This is a genomic window from Burkholderia sp. BCC0322 (assembly GCF_902833045.1).
Taxonomy (GTDB): Bacteria; Pseudomonadota; Gammaproteobacteria; order Burkholderiales; family Burkholderiaceae; genus Burkholderia.
The window spans coordinates 444,221-456,980 of sequence record NZ_CADFDU010000003.1 but is presented as its reverse complement, the minus strand read 5'-3'; the positions used below and the strand labels follow the sequence as shown (position 1 = coordinate 456,980).

The window sequence follows — 12,760 nt, the reverse complement described above, 5'->3', positions numbered from 1 at the left end:
CCGATGAACGCGCCGACGTTCGCCGACTGGGCGCTCACGTTTCTGCAAGGGCTGTATCGCGCGCAATTCGCGCTGGCGCGCGTGCTGCATGCGATCGGGCTGACGGGCGACGCCGACGGTCAAGCCGCCTGGCCGTGGGCCCATCGCATCGCGCTCGAAACGCTGCGCATCGACGCGGGGCTCACGCGGCAACTCGCGCTCGCCGCGGCGGCGACGGCGCTGGCCGTCGTGCTCGCGGGCATCGCGCTCGCTTCACGCACGTGGCGGGTCGCCGCGGCGCTCGCCGCGCTGGCCGCGGCGTGGTTCGCGCCGTGGCCGCCGTCTTCGCTGTGGCTCTCGCCCGCCGTGCCGACGAGCTTCCAGCGCGATCCCGCGCCGTTTTCGGTATCGAACGTGATGCGCGGCGCGCACCTGTATACACGACACTGCGCGGCCTGCCACGGCACGGACGGACGCGGCGAAGGGCCGCTCGCGGCCACGCTCCCGCACTGGCCGCCGACCTTCGCCGGCGCGCTGCTCGCCCGCCGTCTCGACGGCGAGCTGTTCTGGCGCGTGCGCCACGGCACGCGCGACGAACACGGCGCGTCGACGATGCCCGGCTTCGCCGCGACGCTCGGCCCGCAGGACACCTGGGCCGTGCTCGACTACCTGAAAGCGCTCGCCGCGGGCAGCGGCGCGCAGGCGCAAGGCGCGTGGCCCGTACCGGTCCCGCTGCCGGCGCTCGACGTGCGCTGCGGCGCCGCCGCGCCGCAACCGCTCGAGCGCTGGCGCGCTGGCCAGCGCGTGCGCGTCGTCGCGCTCGCGCCGGGCGCGACGCCCCCGCCGGAAGACGCGCGCTGGCAAACGCTGCTCGTCACGGCCCGCGGCGCGCCCGTCGCGCAGGCGGCCGGCACCGCGCAAGCCGATTGCGTCGCGTCGACGCCCGGTGCGTGGCTCGCATTCGCGACGATCGCCGGCGTGGCGCCCGACGCGCTCGGCGGCACGCAGCTCCTCGCCGATCGCCGCGGCTGGCTGCGGGCGCGCGCGCTGCCCGGCAGTGCCGGCTGGTCGGATGCCGACCTGCTGTGCCGCTCGGACAGCGCCGCACGACCGGCCGTACCGGCAGCGACCGGCGATCCGCTGACCGCACTGCTGCTGCGCGTCGACGCGGAGCCCGTGCGCGATGTGCAGGCCGGACTTCCGCATTGATTGAATCCCTGAACGTCTCTTCCGACCGAGCATCAAGATGAATCCGACCCGACGCCATTTCCTCGCACAGGCGAGCGCCCTCGCCACGATCGCCGCGGCACCGGCCGCGCTGCGCGCGCAATCGGGCGCACGGCCGCTGCTGCGCGCCGGCGACCAGAAAGGCGGGCTGCGCGCACTGCTCGAAGCCGCCGGCGAACTGAACGGCCTTGCGTACGACATCGCGTGGACCGAGTTCCCGGCCGCCGCGCCGCTCGCCGAGGCGCTGAACGCGGCCGCCGTCGATTGCGGGCCGATCGGCGATGCGCCGGTGATCTTCGCCCTCGCGTCGGGTGCACGCATCAAGGTGATCGGCGCAAACCGCTCCGACCCGTACGGCACGGCCGTTCTCGTGCGGCCCGATGCGGCGCTGAAAGGCGCGGCCGACCTGAAGGGCAAGCGTATCGGCACCACGCGCGGCTCGATCGGCCATTTCGTCACGCTGAAGGCGCTCGACGCGGCCGGCCTGCCGCCCGACGCCGTCTCGTTCCGCTTCCTGCCGCCCGCCGATACGATGCTTGCGCTTGCAACCGGTTCAATCGACGCCTGGGCGACCTGGGAACCCTATACCGCACTCGCCGAAACGAGCGGTCGCGCGCGCGTCCTCGTCAATGGCCGCGGGCTGTGGTCGGGCCTCAGCTACATCGCGGCGACCGACGCGGCGATCGGGTCGAAGCGCGACGTGCTGCACGATTTCCTGCGGCGCGTCGTGCGCGCGCAGGCGTGGTCGTACCGGCATGTCGACGCGTATTCCGCCGCGCTCGCGCGCATCATCGGCATCCCGCCGGCGGCCGCGAGGCTGCAGTTCGAACGGCGAAGCACGCGCTGGCTGCCGATCGACGCGACGATCATCGCCGAACAACAACGCACGGCCGACTTCTACCTGAAGGCCGGGCTGCTGCGCCAGCCGCTCGACGTGCGCGCGACGTTCGACCCCGGCTTCCCGCTCGCATGACCGGCCGCGCGACGGTGTGCAGCCGCCCAACCGGCGTCGGCACGATCTGGCACAATCGCAGTCTCGCCATCCGCCTTCAGCCAGCGTCATGCCAGCCATCGCCGAACTCTTCGTCTACCCGATCAAATCCTGCGCCGGCATCGCGCTGTCGCGCGCGCAACTGCTCGAAACGGGCCTGGCGTACGACCGCCACTGGCTGATCACCGACCCCGCCGGGCAGATGATCACGCAGCGCACGCACCCGCGCCTCGCGCTGATCCACACCGCGCTCGACAGCGATGCGCTCGTGCTGAACGCGCCGGGCATGCGCGAGATCCGCACGCCGCTCGACGGCAACGGTTCGCCCGCCACGCCGAAAATGGCCGCAACCGTGTGGCGCGACACCGTCGACGCGATCGACACGGGTGCCGAAACGGCCGCGTGGCTCAGCGAATTCCTCGGCGTGCCGACGAAGCTCGCGCGCTTCGGCCCCGACGCGCGCCGCGGCTGCAACCGCAAATGGACCGGCGAGATCGATACGCACACGCAATTCGCGGACGGCTACCCGCTGCTCGTGATCGGCCAGGCGTCGCTCGACGACCTGAACGCACGGCTCGCCGCGAAGGGCGCACCGGCGATTCCGATGAACCGTTTCCGCCCGAACATCGTCGTGTCGGATCTCGATGCCTACGAAGAGGATTTCGTCGAACATCTCGACACGGAAGGCGCGACGCCCGTGCGGCTGCGCCTCGTGAAGCCGTGCACGCGCTGCCCGATGCCGACGATCGACCAGGCCACCGGCGTGCCCGATCCCGCGTGGCCGCACGAGCCGACCGACACGATGCAGACCTATCGCGCGAACCCGAACTTCAACGGCGAGCTGACGTTCGGCATCAATGCGATCGTCGTCGATGGCGCGGGCACGTGGCTCGAAGTCGGCCAGTCGCTGGAAGCGGAGATCGGGTTCGGCGATTGAGCCGGACGCACGCAACCCCTTGCAACACCCGATCCTCCGCGCAGCCGGGAGGCCGCCGCACACGGCGAGCCGCTTCCCGCATCGCTGATCGCCATCACGCCGCGCGCGGCGCCGCGTCGTTCGCCGCCGGCAACCGGATCGTCACGACCAGCCCGCCGCCGGCCGCATCGGCAAGCGTCACCCTGCCCTGATGCACGCGCGCGATCTCGCGCACGATCGACAGCCCGAGCCCCGTCCCTTCGACCGTCTGCGTCTTGCTGCCGCGATGGAAGCGCTCGAACACCGCATCGCGCTCGTCCGCCGGAATGCCCGGGCCGCTGTCGATGACGTCGAGCCGCGCGTGCTCGCCATCGCGCGATACGCGCACCGTAATCACCGCGCGGTCGCCCGCGTAACGGATCGCGTTGTCGATCAGGTTGCCGACCATCTCGCCGAGCAGGTCGGACTGACCGAGCACGTCGATATCGGCCTCGTGCTCGAAACCCAGATCGATGTCGCGCGCGCGCGCGACCGGCGACCAGTCGAGCGTCACGCTGCGCGCGAGCCGGTGCAGCGCGACCGGCTTGTGCGCGACCGCATGGCCGCTGTCGGAATCGAGCCGCGACAGCGACAGCAGTTGCTGCACGATCTTCGCGGCCTGCCGCACCGCGCCGTTCGCGCGCCGCAGGTGCCCGGTCACGCGCGGCTGCTCGTCGGGCCGCAGCGCGAGCTCGACGCCGGCCTGCACGGCCGCGAGCGGTGTCTTCAGTTGATGGGCCGCGTCCGCGAAGAAACGGCGCCGCGCGACCTGCATCCGCTGCGTGCGGCCGATGTACTGGTTGATCGACTCGACGAGCGGCGCGAGTTCGCTCGGCATCGCGCCGGTATCGAGCGGCGTCGTATCGTCCTCGCTGCGCGCGGCCACCGTCGCCGACAGCCGGTTCAGCGGCCGCAGCCCGCGCCCGACGCCGAGCCACACGATGCCGAGCGCCAGCACGACGAGCAACCCTTCCTGCAGCAGCGACCCCACCAGGATTTCGCGCGCAAGCGCCTGGCGCGCCTCGATCGTCTCGCCGACCATCACCCACACGATGCGCGACTGCGCGGTCGGCACGTCGTGCACCGGGATGCGCAGCGCGGCCATCCGCAACGGCTCGCCGCGATAGACGACGTCGTAGTGACGCGTGACGAACAGCGCGCCGTCGCCTGCGTCGCGCCCCTGTGGCAGCGGCAGGTCCGGGTAGCCGGTGATCGTGTGGCCGTTGTCCTCGCGGATCAGGTAGTAGATCTTGCCGCCGTCGCTCGATTCGAGCATTTCCAGCGCGAGATACGGCAGGTCGACCTCGATCTCGCCGTCGTTGAGCCGCACGCCTTCGCGGATCGACTTCAGCGACGACGACAGCGTGCGGTCGAACGCGACGTGCGCGGCGCTCATCGCGCGCTGGTACGTGAGCCAAGAGTCGAGCGCGAGCAGGCCGAGCAGCGGCAGCAGCAGCCACAGCGCGACCTGGGTGCGCAGGTTCGGGCGGGTCACGCGCCCCCCCGCGTGGCCGCCGCATGGGACGTCGCAGAGCATCCATCGCGCACCACTCCGCGCCCGCGCGGCCGGCCGTGAATGGCGTGCGTGTGGTTGGCAGGCCGCGAACGTGTCGATCCTGCGTCGCGCGTCAACGCGTACACCGGCTCCGTGCAAAGGTCGTGAGCGCGGCGGCAGTTCATTCAGCCGTCTCCGCCTTCGCTTCCAGCAGATAACCGAGCCCGCGCAGCGTGACGATCGCGACGCCCGTGTTCTCGAGCTTCTTGCGCAGCCGGTACACGTAGATCTCGATCGCATCGGCGTTGACCGACTCGTCCAGCCCGAAAATCTTCTCCGACAGCGTTTCCTTGTTGATCGCGCGGCCGTTGCGCAGGATCAGCACCTCGAGCACCGAACGCTCGCGCGGCGTGAGCGACAGCGGCTCGCCCGCGAGATGAAAGCTGCGGTCGATACTGTCATACGAAAGCGGCCCGCATTCGACCCGCGAATGCTCATGACCGAGGCTGCGGCGGATCAGTGCGCGGGCGCGCGCCTCCAGTTCGGTCAGTTCGAACGGCTTCGCCAGGTAGTCGTCGGCGCCGAGATCGAGCCCCTTCACGCGATCCTCGACCGACCCGTGCGCGGTCAGGATCAGCACCGGCACCGGATTGCGCCGTGCACGCAACCGTCGCAGCACTTCCAGCCCGTCGAGCTTCGGCAGCCCGAGATCGAGAATCACCAGCGCGTAATCCTGCGTGCGCAGCACGTGGTCGGCCGCCTCGCCGTCCGCCATGTGATCGACCGCGAAGCGCGCCGCGCTCAGCGCGTCGTTCAACGACTGGGCGAGGTTCGGATTGTCTTCGACGAGCAGCACACGCATGGGGGTTCCGGTAAGGTCAGCGACAGGCCGCTACATTACATGATCCTTTCCACGGCGACGCCTCGCGCAAACACGGGTTGCGCCACCGGCTGGGGCGCACGTCGGCCCTCCCGCCGACCGTCCGTCAGCGCTCGGCGGCGGGCCGGTTCCGCGTCGCGACGTGCGAACCGTCGTTTGCCCGCCGCCGCTCGCGCAGGCCGACGGCCACCGCCAGGAACGCGACGCTCGCACCCACCGTGACGACGATCATCGGGCGCGCGGTTCCATCCGACAGCCACGCCAGCACGCCGCCGCACGCGGCCGTCATCGCCATCTGGATAAAGAAGAACAACCCGGACGCCGTCCCGGCGATCGTCGTGTACGGCTGCATCACCGCGAACTGGCAGGCCGGGATCGCGATTCCGACGGCGATCATCACGAAGAACATCGGGACGACCAGCGCCGCCACCGCCGTCGGCGCGATCGCACCGCCGATCCACAACGCGGCGGCGCTGGCCAGATTGACGCCCGCCGCCGCCGCGATGACGGAATCGGCCTTCCAGCGGGTGCCGGTCCGCGCAAACACATTCGAGCCGATCAGGTAGCCGAGCACGGTTACGCCGAAGATCGCGGCATACACCGGGCCGGATACGCCCCGTTGCCGCTGGAACAGCGTCGACGATTCCGCGATGAACGGGTAGTACGTGCAGTACGCGAAACTGATGGCGAGCGAGTAGCGCAGGAAACGGCGCTCGCCGAGCAGGCCCGCGTACGTCCGCAGGAGCCCCTTGCCCGGCGCCGGCCGCGCGTCGCGTTCGCGGGTCTCCGGCAGGTAGCGCAGCACCATCGCCGTCGCGACGAGCCCGCCTGCCGCCAGCAAGCCGAACACGCCGCGCCAGCCGAGCCACTCGGCCACTGCGCTGCCGGCCAGCGGCGCAATCACCGGCGACAGCGCCATGCCGGCCGAAATCCGGCCCAGCATCGTGGCCTGCATCGCGGTCGGGAAGCGCTCGCGCACGATCACCCTGCCGATCACCGTTCCGCTGCAGCCGCCCAGCGCCTGGAAGATGCGGGCGGCGACGATCGCCGTGATGCTGGCCGACCACGCGCAGGCGACGCTCGCGACCACGTAGAGACACAGGCCGCCGAGCAAAACGGGACGGCGGCCGTAACGGTCGGACAACGGCCCCGACACCAGCATCGACAGCGCATAGCCGACCATGTAGAGGGTCAGCGTGAGCTGCAACTGCGCGTCGGTGCCGTGCAGCGCGTCCGCCATCGCCGGCAGCGACGGCAGGTACGCATCGATCGTGACGCGCGGCAGGCACACGACGAGCATCAACAGGAACAGCCAGCCCCACTGGGGTAATGAACGCGTTTTCATGGGGTGAGCCCGTCTCCGGTCGGATTGCTGTGGTCGACAGCAATCTAAGGTCAAAGTGATATAAGCTGAAGGGCCATTAAACTCGCCAATCACTGGACCACTATGCCGCGAGGCAAAGCCGCGATTCCGCTTGATCTGCCGTGCCCTGCCGGGCTGTCCGCGGGCAGTCCGCAGTCGAAGCAGGAGTGCATTGCCGACGCATTGCGCGACGCGATCCTGAAGCGCCTGCTGCCCGGCGACAGCCCGCTGCCGTCCAGCCGCACCCTCGCCGCGCGCTGGGGCGTCGCCCGGGGCACCGTCGAAGCGGCGTACGACCGGCTGTGCTCCGAGGGCTATATCGCCCGCACGCGAGGATCCGGGTCGCGGGTCTGCGCGGTGGTGCCGGACAGCTATCTGCGCGCGGCCGCGCAGTCGCGCGACACCGGCCTTCCCCCCGCCGACGCCCACCCCGCGGCAGCGCGCACGACCGACGCCACCGTGCCGGAACAAGGCGTGCGGCCGGGCGTCCCGTTCGTCGCGCGGCTTGCCGATCCCGGCCTGCTGCCGATGCAGCAATGGAAGAAGGCGCTCGGCGCCAGCCTGCTGGCCGCGACGGCGAACGACCTCGGGGCGACGCCCGCGCAAGGCGTCGAGGGCCTGCGCAATGAAATCGCCGCATACCTGCGGGAATACCGCGGCATCCCGTGCAGCGCCGGCGACATTTTCATCACGACCGGCATCCGGCATTCGATCGATCTCGTCGCGCGCACGCTGCTCACGCGCGGCTCGACGGTGCTGATGGAGGACCCCGGCTATGCGTCGGCGTGGCAGATCTTCACGATCGCGGGTGCGACCGTGATCGACGTGCCGGTCGATCGGGAAGGCATCGACACGGCATCGCTGGAACGGCATCCCGATGCGCGCGCGGCCTACGTGACGCCGGCCCATCAGGCGCCGCTCGGCATCACGATGTCGGTGTCGCGCCGGCTCGAACTGCTCGACTGGGCGCAGCGCAACCGCGCGTGGATCATCGAGGACGACTACGACGGGGAATTCAGCTACCAGACCGCCCCGCTGCCCGCGCTGAAATCGCTCGACGCCAGTGATCGCGTGATCTACTGCGGCTCGTTCAACAAGACGCTGTTCTCCGGGCTGCGCATCGGCTTCATGGTCGTGCCGGCGGAACTACGGCAGGCCCTGTCGGCCGTGTGGCATGCGACCGCACGCTCGGTCGGCGTGGCGCCCCAGCTGGCGCTGGCCCGTTTCATCGCGCACGGCGATTTTGCGAAGCACCTGCGCGCCGCGCGCCACGCGTACCGCCAGCGTCGCGACATCGTGCTCGACCAGCTGGCGAAACACGCCGGCGGGCGGTACGCGGTGTCCGGCGAACACGCGGGCTTTCATTTCGTGCTGTGGCTGCCGCCCGGGATGGACGACGCCACGTATGTCGCGCAAGCCCATGCGGACGGTATCGAATTGCAGCCGATCCGCGGATTCTGTCGGAGCGCCCGGTGCGAAGCGGGTGTCGTCGTCGGGTACTCCGCGCTGACGGCCGCGCATGCGCGGCACGGCGGCCGGCTGCTCGGCAAACTGCTCGCGCAACCCGCATAGCCGCCCCTGTCATCGTTGCCGCGCCCCGCGGCAACCGCTTCCCGCCCGTGTCTGACCGTGCCGCGCGCCGCAAAACGTGCGGCCGCCGCCGCTTCGACCTCGGGAAATCCATGACACAAAGGACACGATTGTGAACGGAAATGAAAGCAGGCTGAAAGTGCGCCGCAATTAACATCCGCTCCACTCGAACAACACCTAGACGTAACTGGAGGAAGACATGCCGTTTGCACCGAAGCACCTCGCCGCCACGCTGGCGGTGGTTCTGGGCACTGCCGCCGGCGGCGCCGCCGCGCAGGTTCCGGCCGGGTATCCGGGGAGTTACCAGGGCGTGATCGACGCCGCGAAGAAGGAAGGCAAGCTGATCGTCTACTCGACGACCGACACGGGCCTCGTGCGCCCGCTGATCAAGGATTTCGAAAGCCTGTACGGCGTGAAGGTCGAGTACAACGACATGAACAGCACCGAGCTGTACAACCGCTACATCAGCGAGAACGCGGCGAGCAGCACCAGCGCCGACGTGCTATGGAGCTCGGCGATGGACCTGCAGGTCAAGCTCGTCAACGACGGCCTGATGGCGTCCTACGATTCGCCCGAAAGCGCAAACGTGCCGCAGTGGGCGCAATACCAGAAGCAGGCATACGGCACGACGTTCGAGCCGCTCGCGATCGTCTACAACAAGCGCCTGATCCCCGAGAACGAAGTGCCGACCACGCGCGCCGACCTGATCAAGCTGCTCACCACGCAAGGCGACAAGTTCAAGGGCAAGGTCACGACCTACGACGTCGAGAAATCGGGCGTCGGCTTCAACGCGCTGACGCAGGACGCGCACCTGAACGAGAAGGTCACGTGGGAGCTCGTGAAGGCGATCGGCGCGACCGGCCCGAAGCTGCAGTCGAGCACGGGCGCGATGATGGAGCGGATCTCGTCGGGCGAGAACCTGATCGGCTACAACATCATCGGTTCGTACGCATACGCGAAGGCGAAGAAGGACAAGTCGATCGGCTACGTGTTTCCGAAGGACTACACGCAGATCGTGAGCCGCCTCGCCACGGTGTCGAAGAAGTCGAAGAACCCGAACGCCGCGAAGCTGTGGGTCGACTACCTGCTGTCGAAGCGCGGCCAGACGCTGATCGCGAACCAGGCGAACCTGTACGCGATCCGCGCGGACGTGACCGGCGAAACGTCGGCCGCGAGCCTCACGAAGGAACTCGGCGATTCGCTGAAGCCGATCCAGATCGGCACCGGCCTGCTCGTCTATCTCGACCAGTCGAAGCGCCTCGCGTTCCTGAAGCAATGGCAGCAGGCGATCAAGCGCTGATCCGCTGACTGACTGCCGCCCGCCGCGCATCGCGCGGGCGGCCCCTTTCCGTCACCGATTTCCTGGAGGCGGCCATCCGGATGGCCGCAGGGGCGAACTCATGCTTTCAACCAGCACACCCGGAACGGCGCCGGCCGTTCCGCCCACCACCGGCCCGCGCGATGCGATTCCCGCGCTGCCGGTCAACCGCCTGCAGCCGCTCGCCGGCATGCTGCGCTGGATCGTCGTCGCGGTGCTGACCATCGCGGTCGCGCTGCCGCTCGGCTTCATCCTGTTCCAGAGCCTGCTGTCCGCGCCGTTCTTCGATGCGAACAAGACACTCGGCATCGAAGGCTTCCGCTTCATCTTCAGCGATCCCGATTTCTGGTCGGCCGTGAAGAACTCGTTCGTCATCGCCGGCGGGATGCTGTTCATCTCGATTCCGCTCGGCGGCATCCTCGCGTTCCTGATGGTGCGCACCGACCTGCCCGGGCGCCGCTGGCTCGAACCGCTGCTGCTCACGCCCGTGTTCGTGTCGCCGATGGTGCTCGCGTTCGGCTACGTGGTGGCGGCCGGCCCGGTCGGCTTCTACTCGGTGTGGTTCAAGGAACTGTTCGGGGTGCAGAACGTCCCCTGGAACGTGTATTCGATCTTCGCGATCACGGTGATCGTCGGCCTCACGCACGTGCCGCACGTGTACCTGTACTCGTCGGCCGCGCTGCGCAACCTCGGCTCGGACGTCGAGGAAGCCGCCCGCGTGACGGGCGCCCGCCCGTTCCGCGTCGCGCTCGACGTGAGCCTGCCGATGACGATGCCCGCGCTGCTGTTCGCCGGCGTGCTGGTGTTCTTCCTCGGCTTCGAGGTGTTCGGGCTGCCGCTCGTGCTCGGCGATCCGGAAGGCCACCTCGTGCTCGCAACCTACCTGTACAAGCTGACCAACAAGCTCGGCGTGCCGTCGTATCACCTGATGGCCGCGGTCGCGGTGTGCATCGTCGCGATCACGTTTCCGCTCGTGCTGCTGCAGCGCCGCCTGCTGAAAACGGCGAACCGCTTCGTCACCGTGAAGGGCAAGGCTGGCCGCGCGACGGTGCTGCCGCTCGGCGTGTGGCGCTGGGTCGCGCTCGCGATCGTCGCGCTGTGGCTGATGCTGACGGTGATCGTACCGCTCTCGGGCATCGTGCTGCGCGCGTTCGTGACCAACTGGGGCGAAGGTGTCGCGCTCGCCGAAGTGCTGACGCTGGCGAACTTCATCGAGCTGTTCGAGCAGGACAACCTGGTGCGCGCGATCGTCAACACGCTCGGCATCGGCGTGATCGGCGGTGCGCTCGCGGTCGGCTTCTACTCGCTCGTCGCGTTCGCCGGCCATCGCCGCCCCGACTGGGCCACCAAGCTGCTCGACTACCTCGTGCTGCTGCCGCGCGCGGTGCCCGGCCTGCTCGCCGGCCTCGCATTCCTGTGGATCTTCCTGTTCGTGCCCGGCCTGCGCGAGTTGAAGAACTCGATGTGGAGCATCTGGATCGCGTACACGGTCGTGTGGCTCGCGTACGGGATGCGGCTCATCCAGAGCGCGCTGCTGCAGGTCGGGCCCGAGCTCGAGGAAGCCGGCCGCAGCGTCGGCGCGACGCGCAGCCGCGTGTCGCTCGACGTGACGCTGCCGCTCGTGCGCTTCGGCCTGCTCGCCGCGTGGCTGCTGATCTTCATGATCTTCGAGCGCGAATACTCGACGGCCGTCTACCTGCTGTCACCCGGCACCGAAGTGATCGGCGCGCTGCTCGTGTCGCTGTGGGCGACCGGCGCCGTCGACCAGGTCGCCGCGCTTTCTGTCATCAACATCGCGATGGTCGGTGCCGGTCTCGGCGTGGCCCTGCGTTTCGGAGTGAAACTTCATGGATAAGCTCATCGTCGACGACCTGCATCTCAGCTACGGCGCCAATCCGATCCTCAAGGGCGTGTCGTTCGAACTGAAGGCCGGCGAAGTCGTCTGCCTGCTCGGCGCATCGGGCAGCGGCAAGACCACGCTGCTGCGCGCGGTGGCCGGCCTCGAACAGCCGTCCGGCGGCCGCATCCAGCTCGACGACCGCGTGTTCTTCGACGGCGCGCAGCGCGTCGACCTGCCCGTCGAGCAGCGCTCGCTCGGCCTCGTGTTCCAGTCGTACGCGCTGTGGCCGCACCGCACCGTCGCCGACAACGTCGGCTACGGGCTGAAGCTGCGCCGCGTCGCACCGGCCGAACAGAAACGCCGCGTGCAGAGCGCGCTCGACCAGCTTGGCCTTGGCCATCTCGCGGAACGCTTCCCGCATCAACTCTCGGGCGGCCAGCAGCAGCGCGTCGCGATCGCGCGCGCGCTCGTCTACAACCCGCCGGTGATCCTGCTCGACGAACCGCTGTCGAACCTCGACGCCAAGCTGCGCGAGGAAGCGCGCGCATGGCTGCGCGAGCTGATCGTGTCGCTCGGGCTGTCGGCCCTGTGCGTGACGCACGACCAGACCGAAGCGATGGCGATGTCCGACCGCATCCTGCTGCTGCGCAATGGCCGCATCGAGCAGGAAGGCACGCCGGCCGAGCTGTACGGCTCGCCTCGTTCGCTGTACACGGCCGAGTTCATGGGCAGCAACAACCGGATCGACGCGCGCGTCGCGTCGATCGACGGCGAACGCGTGACGCTCGCCGGCGACGGCTGGGAACTGCAGGCGCTCGCCCGCGACACGCTCGCGCCGGGCCAGGACGCGCAGGCCGTGATCCGCCTCGAGCGCGTGCAGGTCGCCGACGGCCCGGGCGCGAACCGGCTGCAGGCCGACCTCGTTACGTCGATGTATCTCGGCGACCGCTGGGAATACCTGTTCCATTGCGGCGACATGCGCCTGCGCGCGTTCGGCCACGTACCGCGCGCGGCCGGCAAGCACTGGATCGAATTCCCGACCAACGACTGCTGGGCGTTCGCGAAAGCGGGCTGACCCACGCGGCGGGCGCTCCGCCCGCCACTTGCGCGCGTTCCGTCGTG

Annotated in this window: 10 protein-coding genes; 7 read left to right on the top strand and 3 right to left on the bottom strand. The window is 69.4% G+C overall.

What is annotated here, in order from left to right:
• Positions 1–3 precede the first annotated feature (3 nt).
• The 3 genes from HWX39_RS12395 (at position 4) to HWX39_RS12385 (ending at position 3,134) form a co-directional block, all read left to right on the top strand.
• On the top strand, positions 4–1,188 hold the full coding sequence (locus HWX39_RS12395) for a cytochrome c (protein WP_175968359.1): 1,185 nt from the start codon (positions 4–6) through the stop codon (positions 1,186–1,188).
• Positions 1,189–1,225: 37 nt separating this feature from the next.
• Positions 1,226–2,179 carry an ABC transporter substrate-binding protein gene (locus HWX39_RS12390; protein WP_175968358.1) on the top strand — a complete coding sequence of 318 codons (954 nt, stop codon included), beginning with the start codon at positions 1,226–1,228 and terminating at the stop codon, positions 2,177–2,179.
• A gap of 88 nt (positions 2,180–2,267) precedes the next feature.
• Positions 2,268–3,134 (top strand): MOSC N-terminal beta barrel domain-containing protein, encoded by an 867-nt coding sequence (locus HWX39_RS12385; protein ID WP_175968357.1) that lies wholly within the window; start codon positions 2,268–2,270, stop codon positions 3,132–3,134.
• Positions 3,135–3,228: 94 nt separating this feature from the next.
• On the opposite strand, the gene HWX39_RS12380 is transcribed toward HWX39_RS12385, so the two are convergent.
• The 3 genes from HWX39_RS12380 to HWX39_RS12370 all read right to left on the bottom strand — a co-directional run bounded on the left by HWX39_RS12380 (position 3,229) and on the right by HWX39_RS12370 (position 6,872).
• Positions 3,229–4,647, bottom strand: coding sequence for a sensor histidine kinase (locus tag HWX39_RS12380; protein WP_175968356.1), 1,419 nt, complete (start codon positions 4,645–4,647; stop codon positions 3,229–3,231).
• Between the two features lie 181 nt (positions 4,648–4,828).
• Positions 4,829–5,509, bottom strand: a complete 681-nt coding sequence (locus HWX39_RS12375) for a response regulator (protein WP_069251438.1) — start codon at positions 5,507–5,509, stop codon at positions 4,829–4,831.
• Positions 5,510–5,633: 124 nt separating this feature from the next.
• On the bottom strand, positions 5,634–6,872 hold the full coding sequence (locus HWX39_RS12370) for a multidrug effflux MFS transporter (protein WP_175968355.1): 1,239 nt from the start codon (positions 6,870–6,872) through the stop codon (positions 5,634–5,636).
• A gap of 102 nt (positions 6,873–6,974) precedes the next feature.
• On the opposite strand from HWX39_RS12370, the gene HWX39_RS12365 reads away from it, so the two are divergent.
• The 4 genes from HWX39_RS12365 to HWX39_RS12350 all read left to right on the top strand — a co-directional run bounded on the left by HWX39_RS12365 (position 6,975) and on the right by HWX39_RS12350 (position 12,713).
• Positions 6,975–8,462, top strand: a complete 1,488-nt coding sequence (locus HWX39_RS12365; RefSeq protein WP_175968354.1) for a PLP-dependent aminotransferase family protein — start codon at positions 6,975–6,977, stop codon at positions 8,460–8,462.
• 217 nt (positions 8,463–8,679) lie between these two features.
• Positions 8,680–9,780, top strand: a complete 1,101-nt coding sequence (locus tag HWX39_RS12360) for an ABC transporter substrate-binding protein (RefSeq protein ID WP_175968353.1) — start codon at positions 8,680–8,682, stop codon at positions 9,778–9,780.
• A 100-nt stretch (positions 9,781–9,880) separates the two neighbouring features.
• Complete coding sequence (locus HWX39_RS12355) at positions 9,881–11,653, top strand: iron ABC transporter permease (protein WP_175968352.1); 1,773 nt, start codon at positions 9,881–9,883, stop codon at positions 11,651–11,653.
• Positions 11,646–12,713: an ABC transporter ATP-binding protein gene (locus HWX39_RS12350; RefSeq protein ID WP_175968351.1), complete on the top strand. Its 1,068-nt coding sequence runs from the start codon at positions 11,646–11,648 to the stop codon at positions 12,711–12,713. The genes HWX39_RS12355 and HWX39_RS12350 overlap by 8 nt, the downstream gene beginning before the upstream one ends.
• Positions 12,714–12,760: the final 47 nt, after the last annotated feature.

What these genes read in the sequence shown, in the direction of transcription:
- HWX39_RS12395 (WP_175968359.1), top strand. Translation starts at nt 4, where the DNA reads ATGAACGCGCCGACGTTCGCCGACTGGGCGCTCACGTTTCTGCAAGGG.
- HWX39_RS12390 (WP_175968358.1), top strand. Translation starts at nt 1,226, where the DNA reads ATGAATCCGACCCGACGCCATTTCCTCGCACAGGCGAGCGCCCTCGCC.
- HWX39_RS12385 (WP_175968357.1), top strand. Translation starts at nt 2,268, where the DNA reads ATGCCAGCCATCGCCGAACTCTTCGTCTACCCGATCAAATCCTGCGCC.
- HWX39_RS12375 (WP_069251438.1), bottom strand. Translation starts at nt 5,509, where the DNA reads ATGCGTGTGCTGCTCGTCGAAGACAATCCGAACCTCGCCCAGTCGTTG.
- HWX39_RS12370 (WP_175968355.1), bottom strand. Translation starts at nt 6,872, where the DNA reads ATGAAAACGCGTTCATTACCCCAGTGGGGCTGGCTGTTCCTGTTGATG.
- HWX39_RS12365 (WP_175968354.1), top strand. Translation starts at nt 6,975, where the DNA reads ATGCCGCGAGGCAAAGCCGCGATTCCGCTTGATCTGCCGTGCCCTGCC.
- HWX39_RS12360 (WP_175968353.1), top strand. Translation starts at nt 8,680, where the DNA reads ATGCCGTTTGCACCGAAGCACCTCGCCGCCACGCTGGCGGTGGTTCTG.
- HWX39_RS12355 (WP_175968352.1), top strand. Translation starts at nt 9,881, where the DNA reads ATGCTTTCAACCAGCACACCCGGAACGGCGCCGGCCGTTCCGCCCACC.
- HWX39_RS12350 (WP_175968351.1), top strand. Translation starts at nt 11,646, where the DNA reads ATGGATAAGCTCATCGTCGACGACCTGCATCTCAGCTACGGCGCCAAT.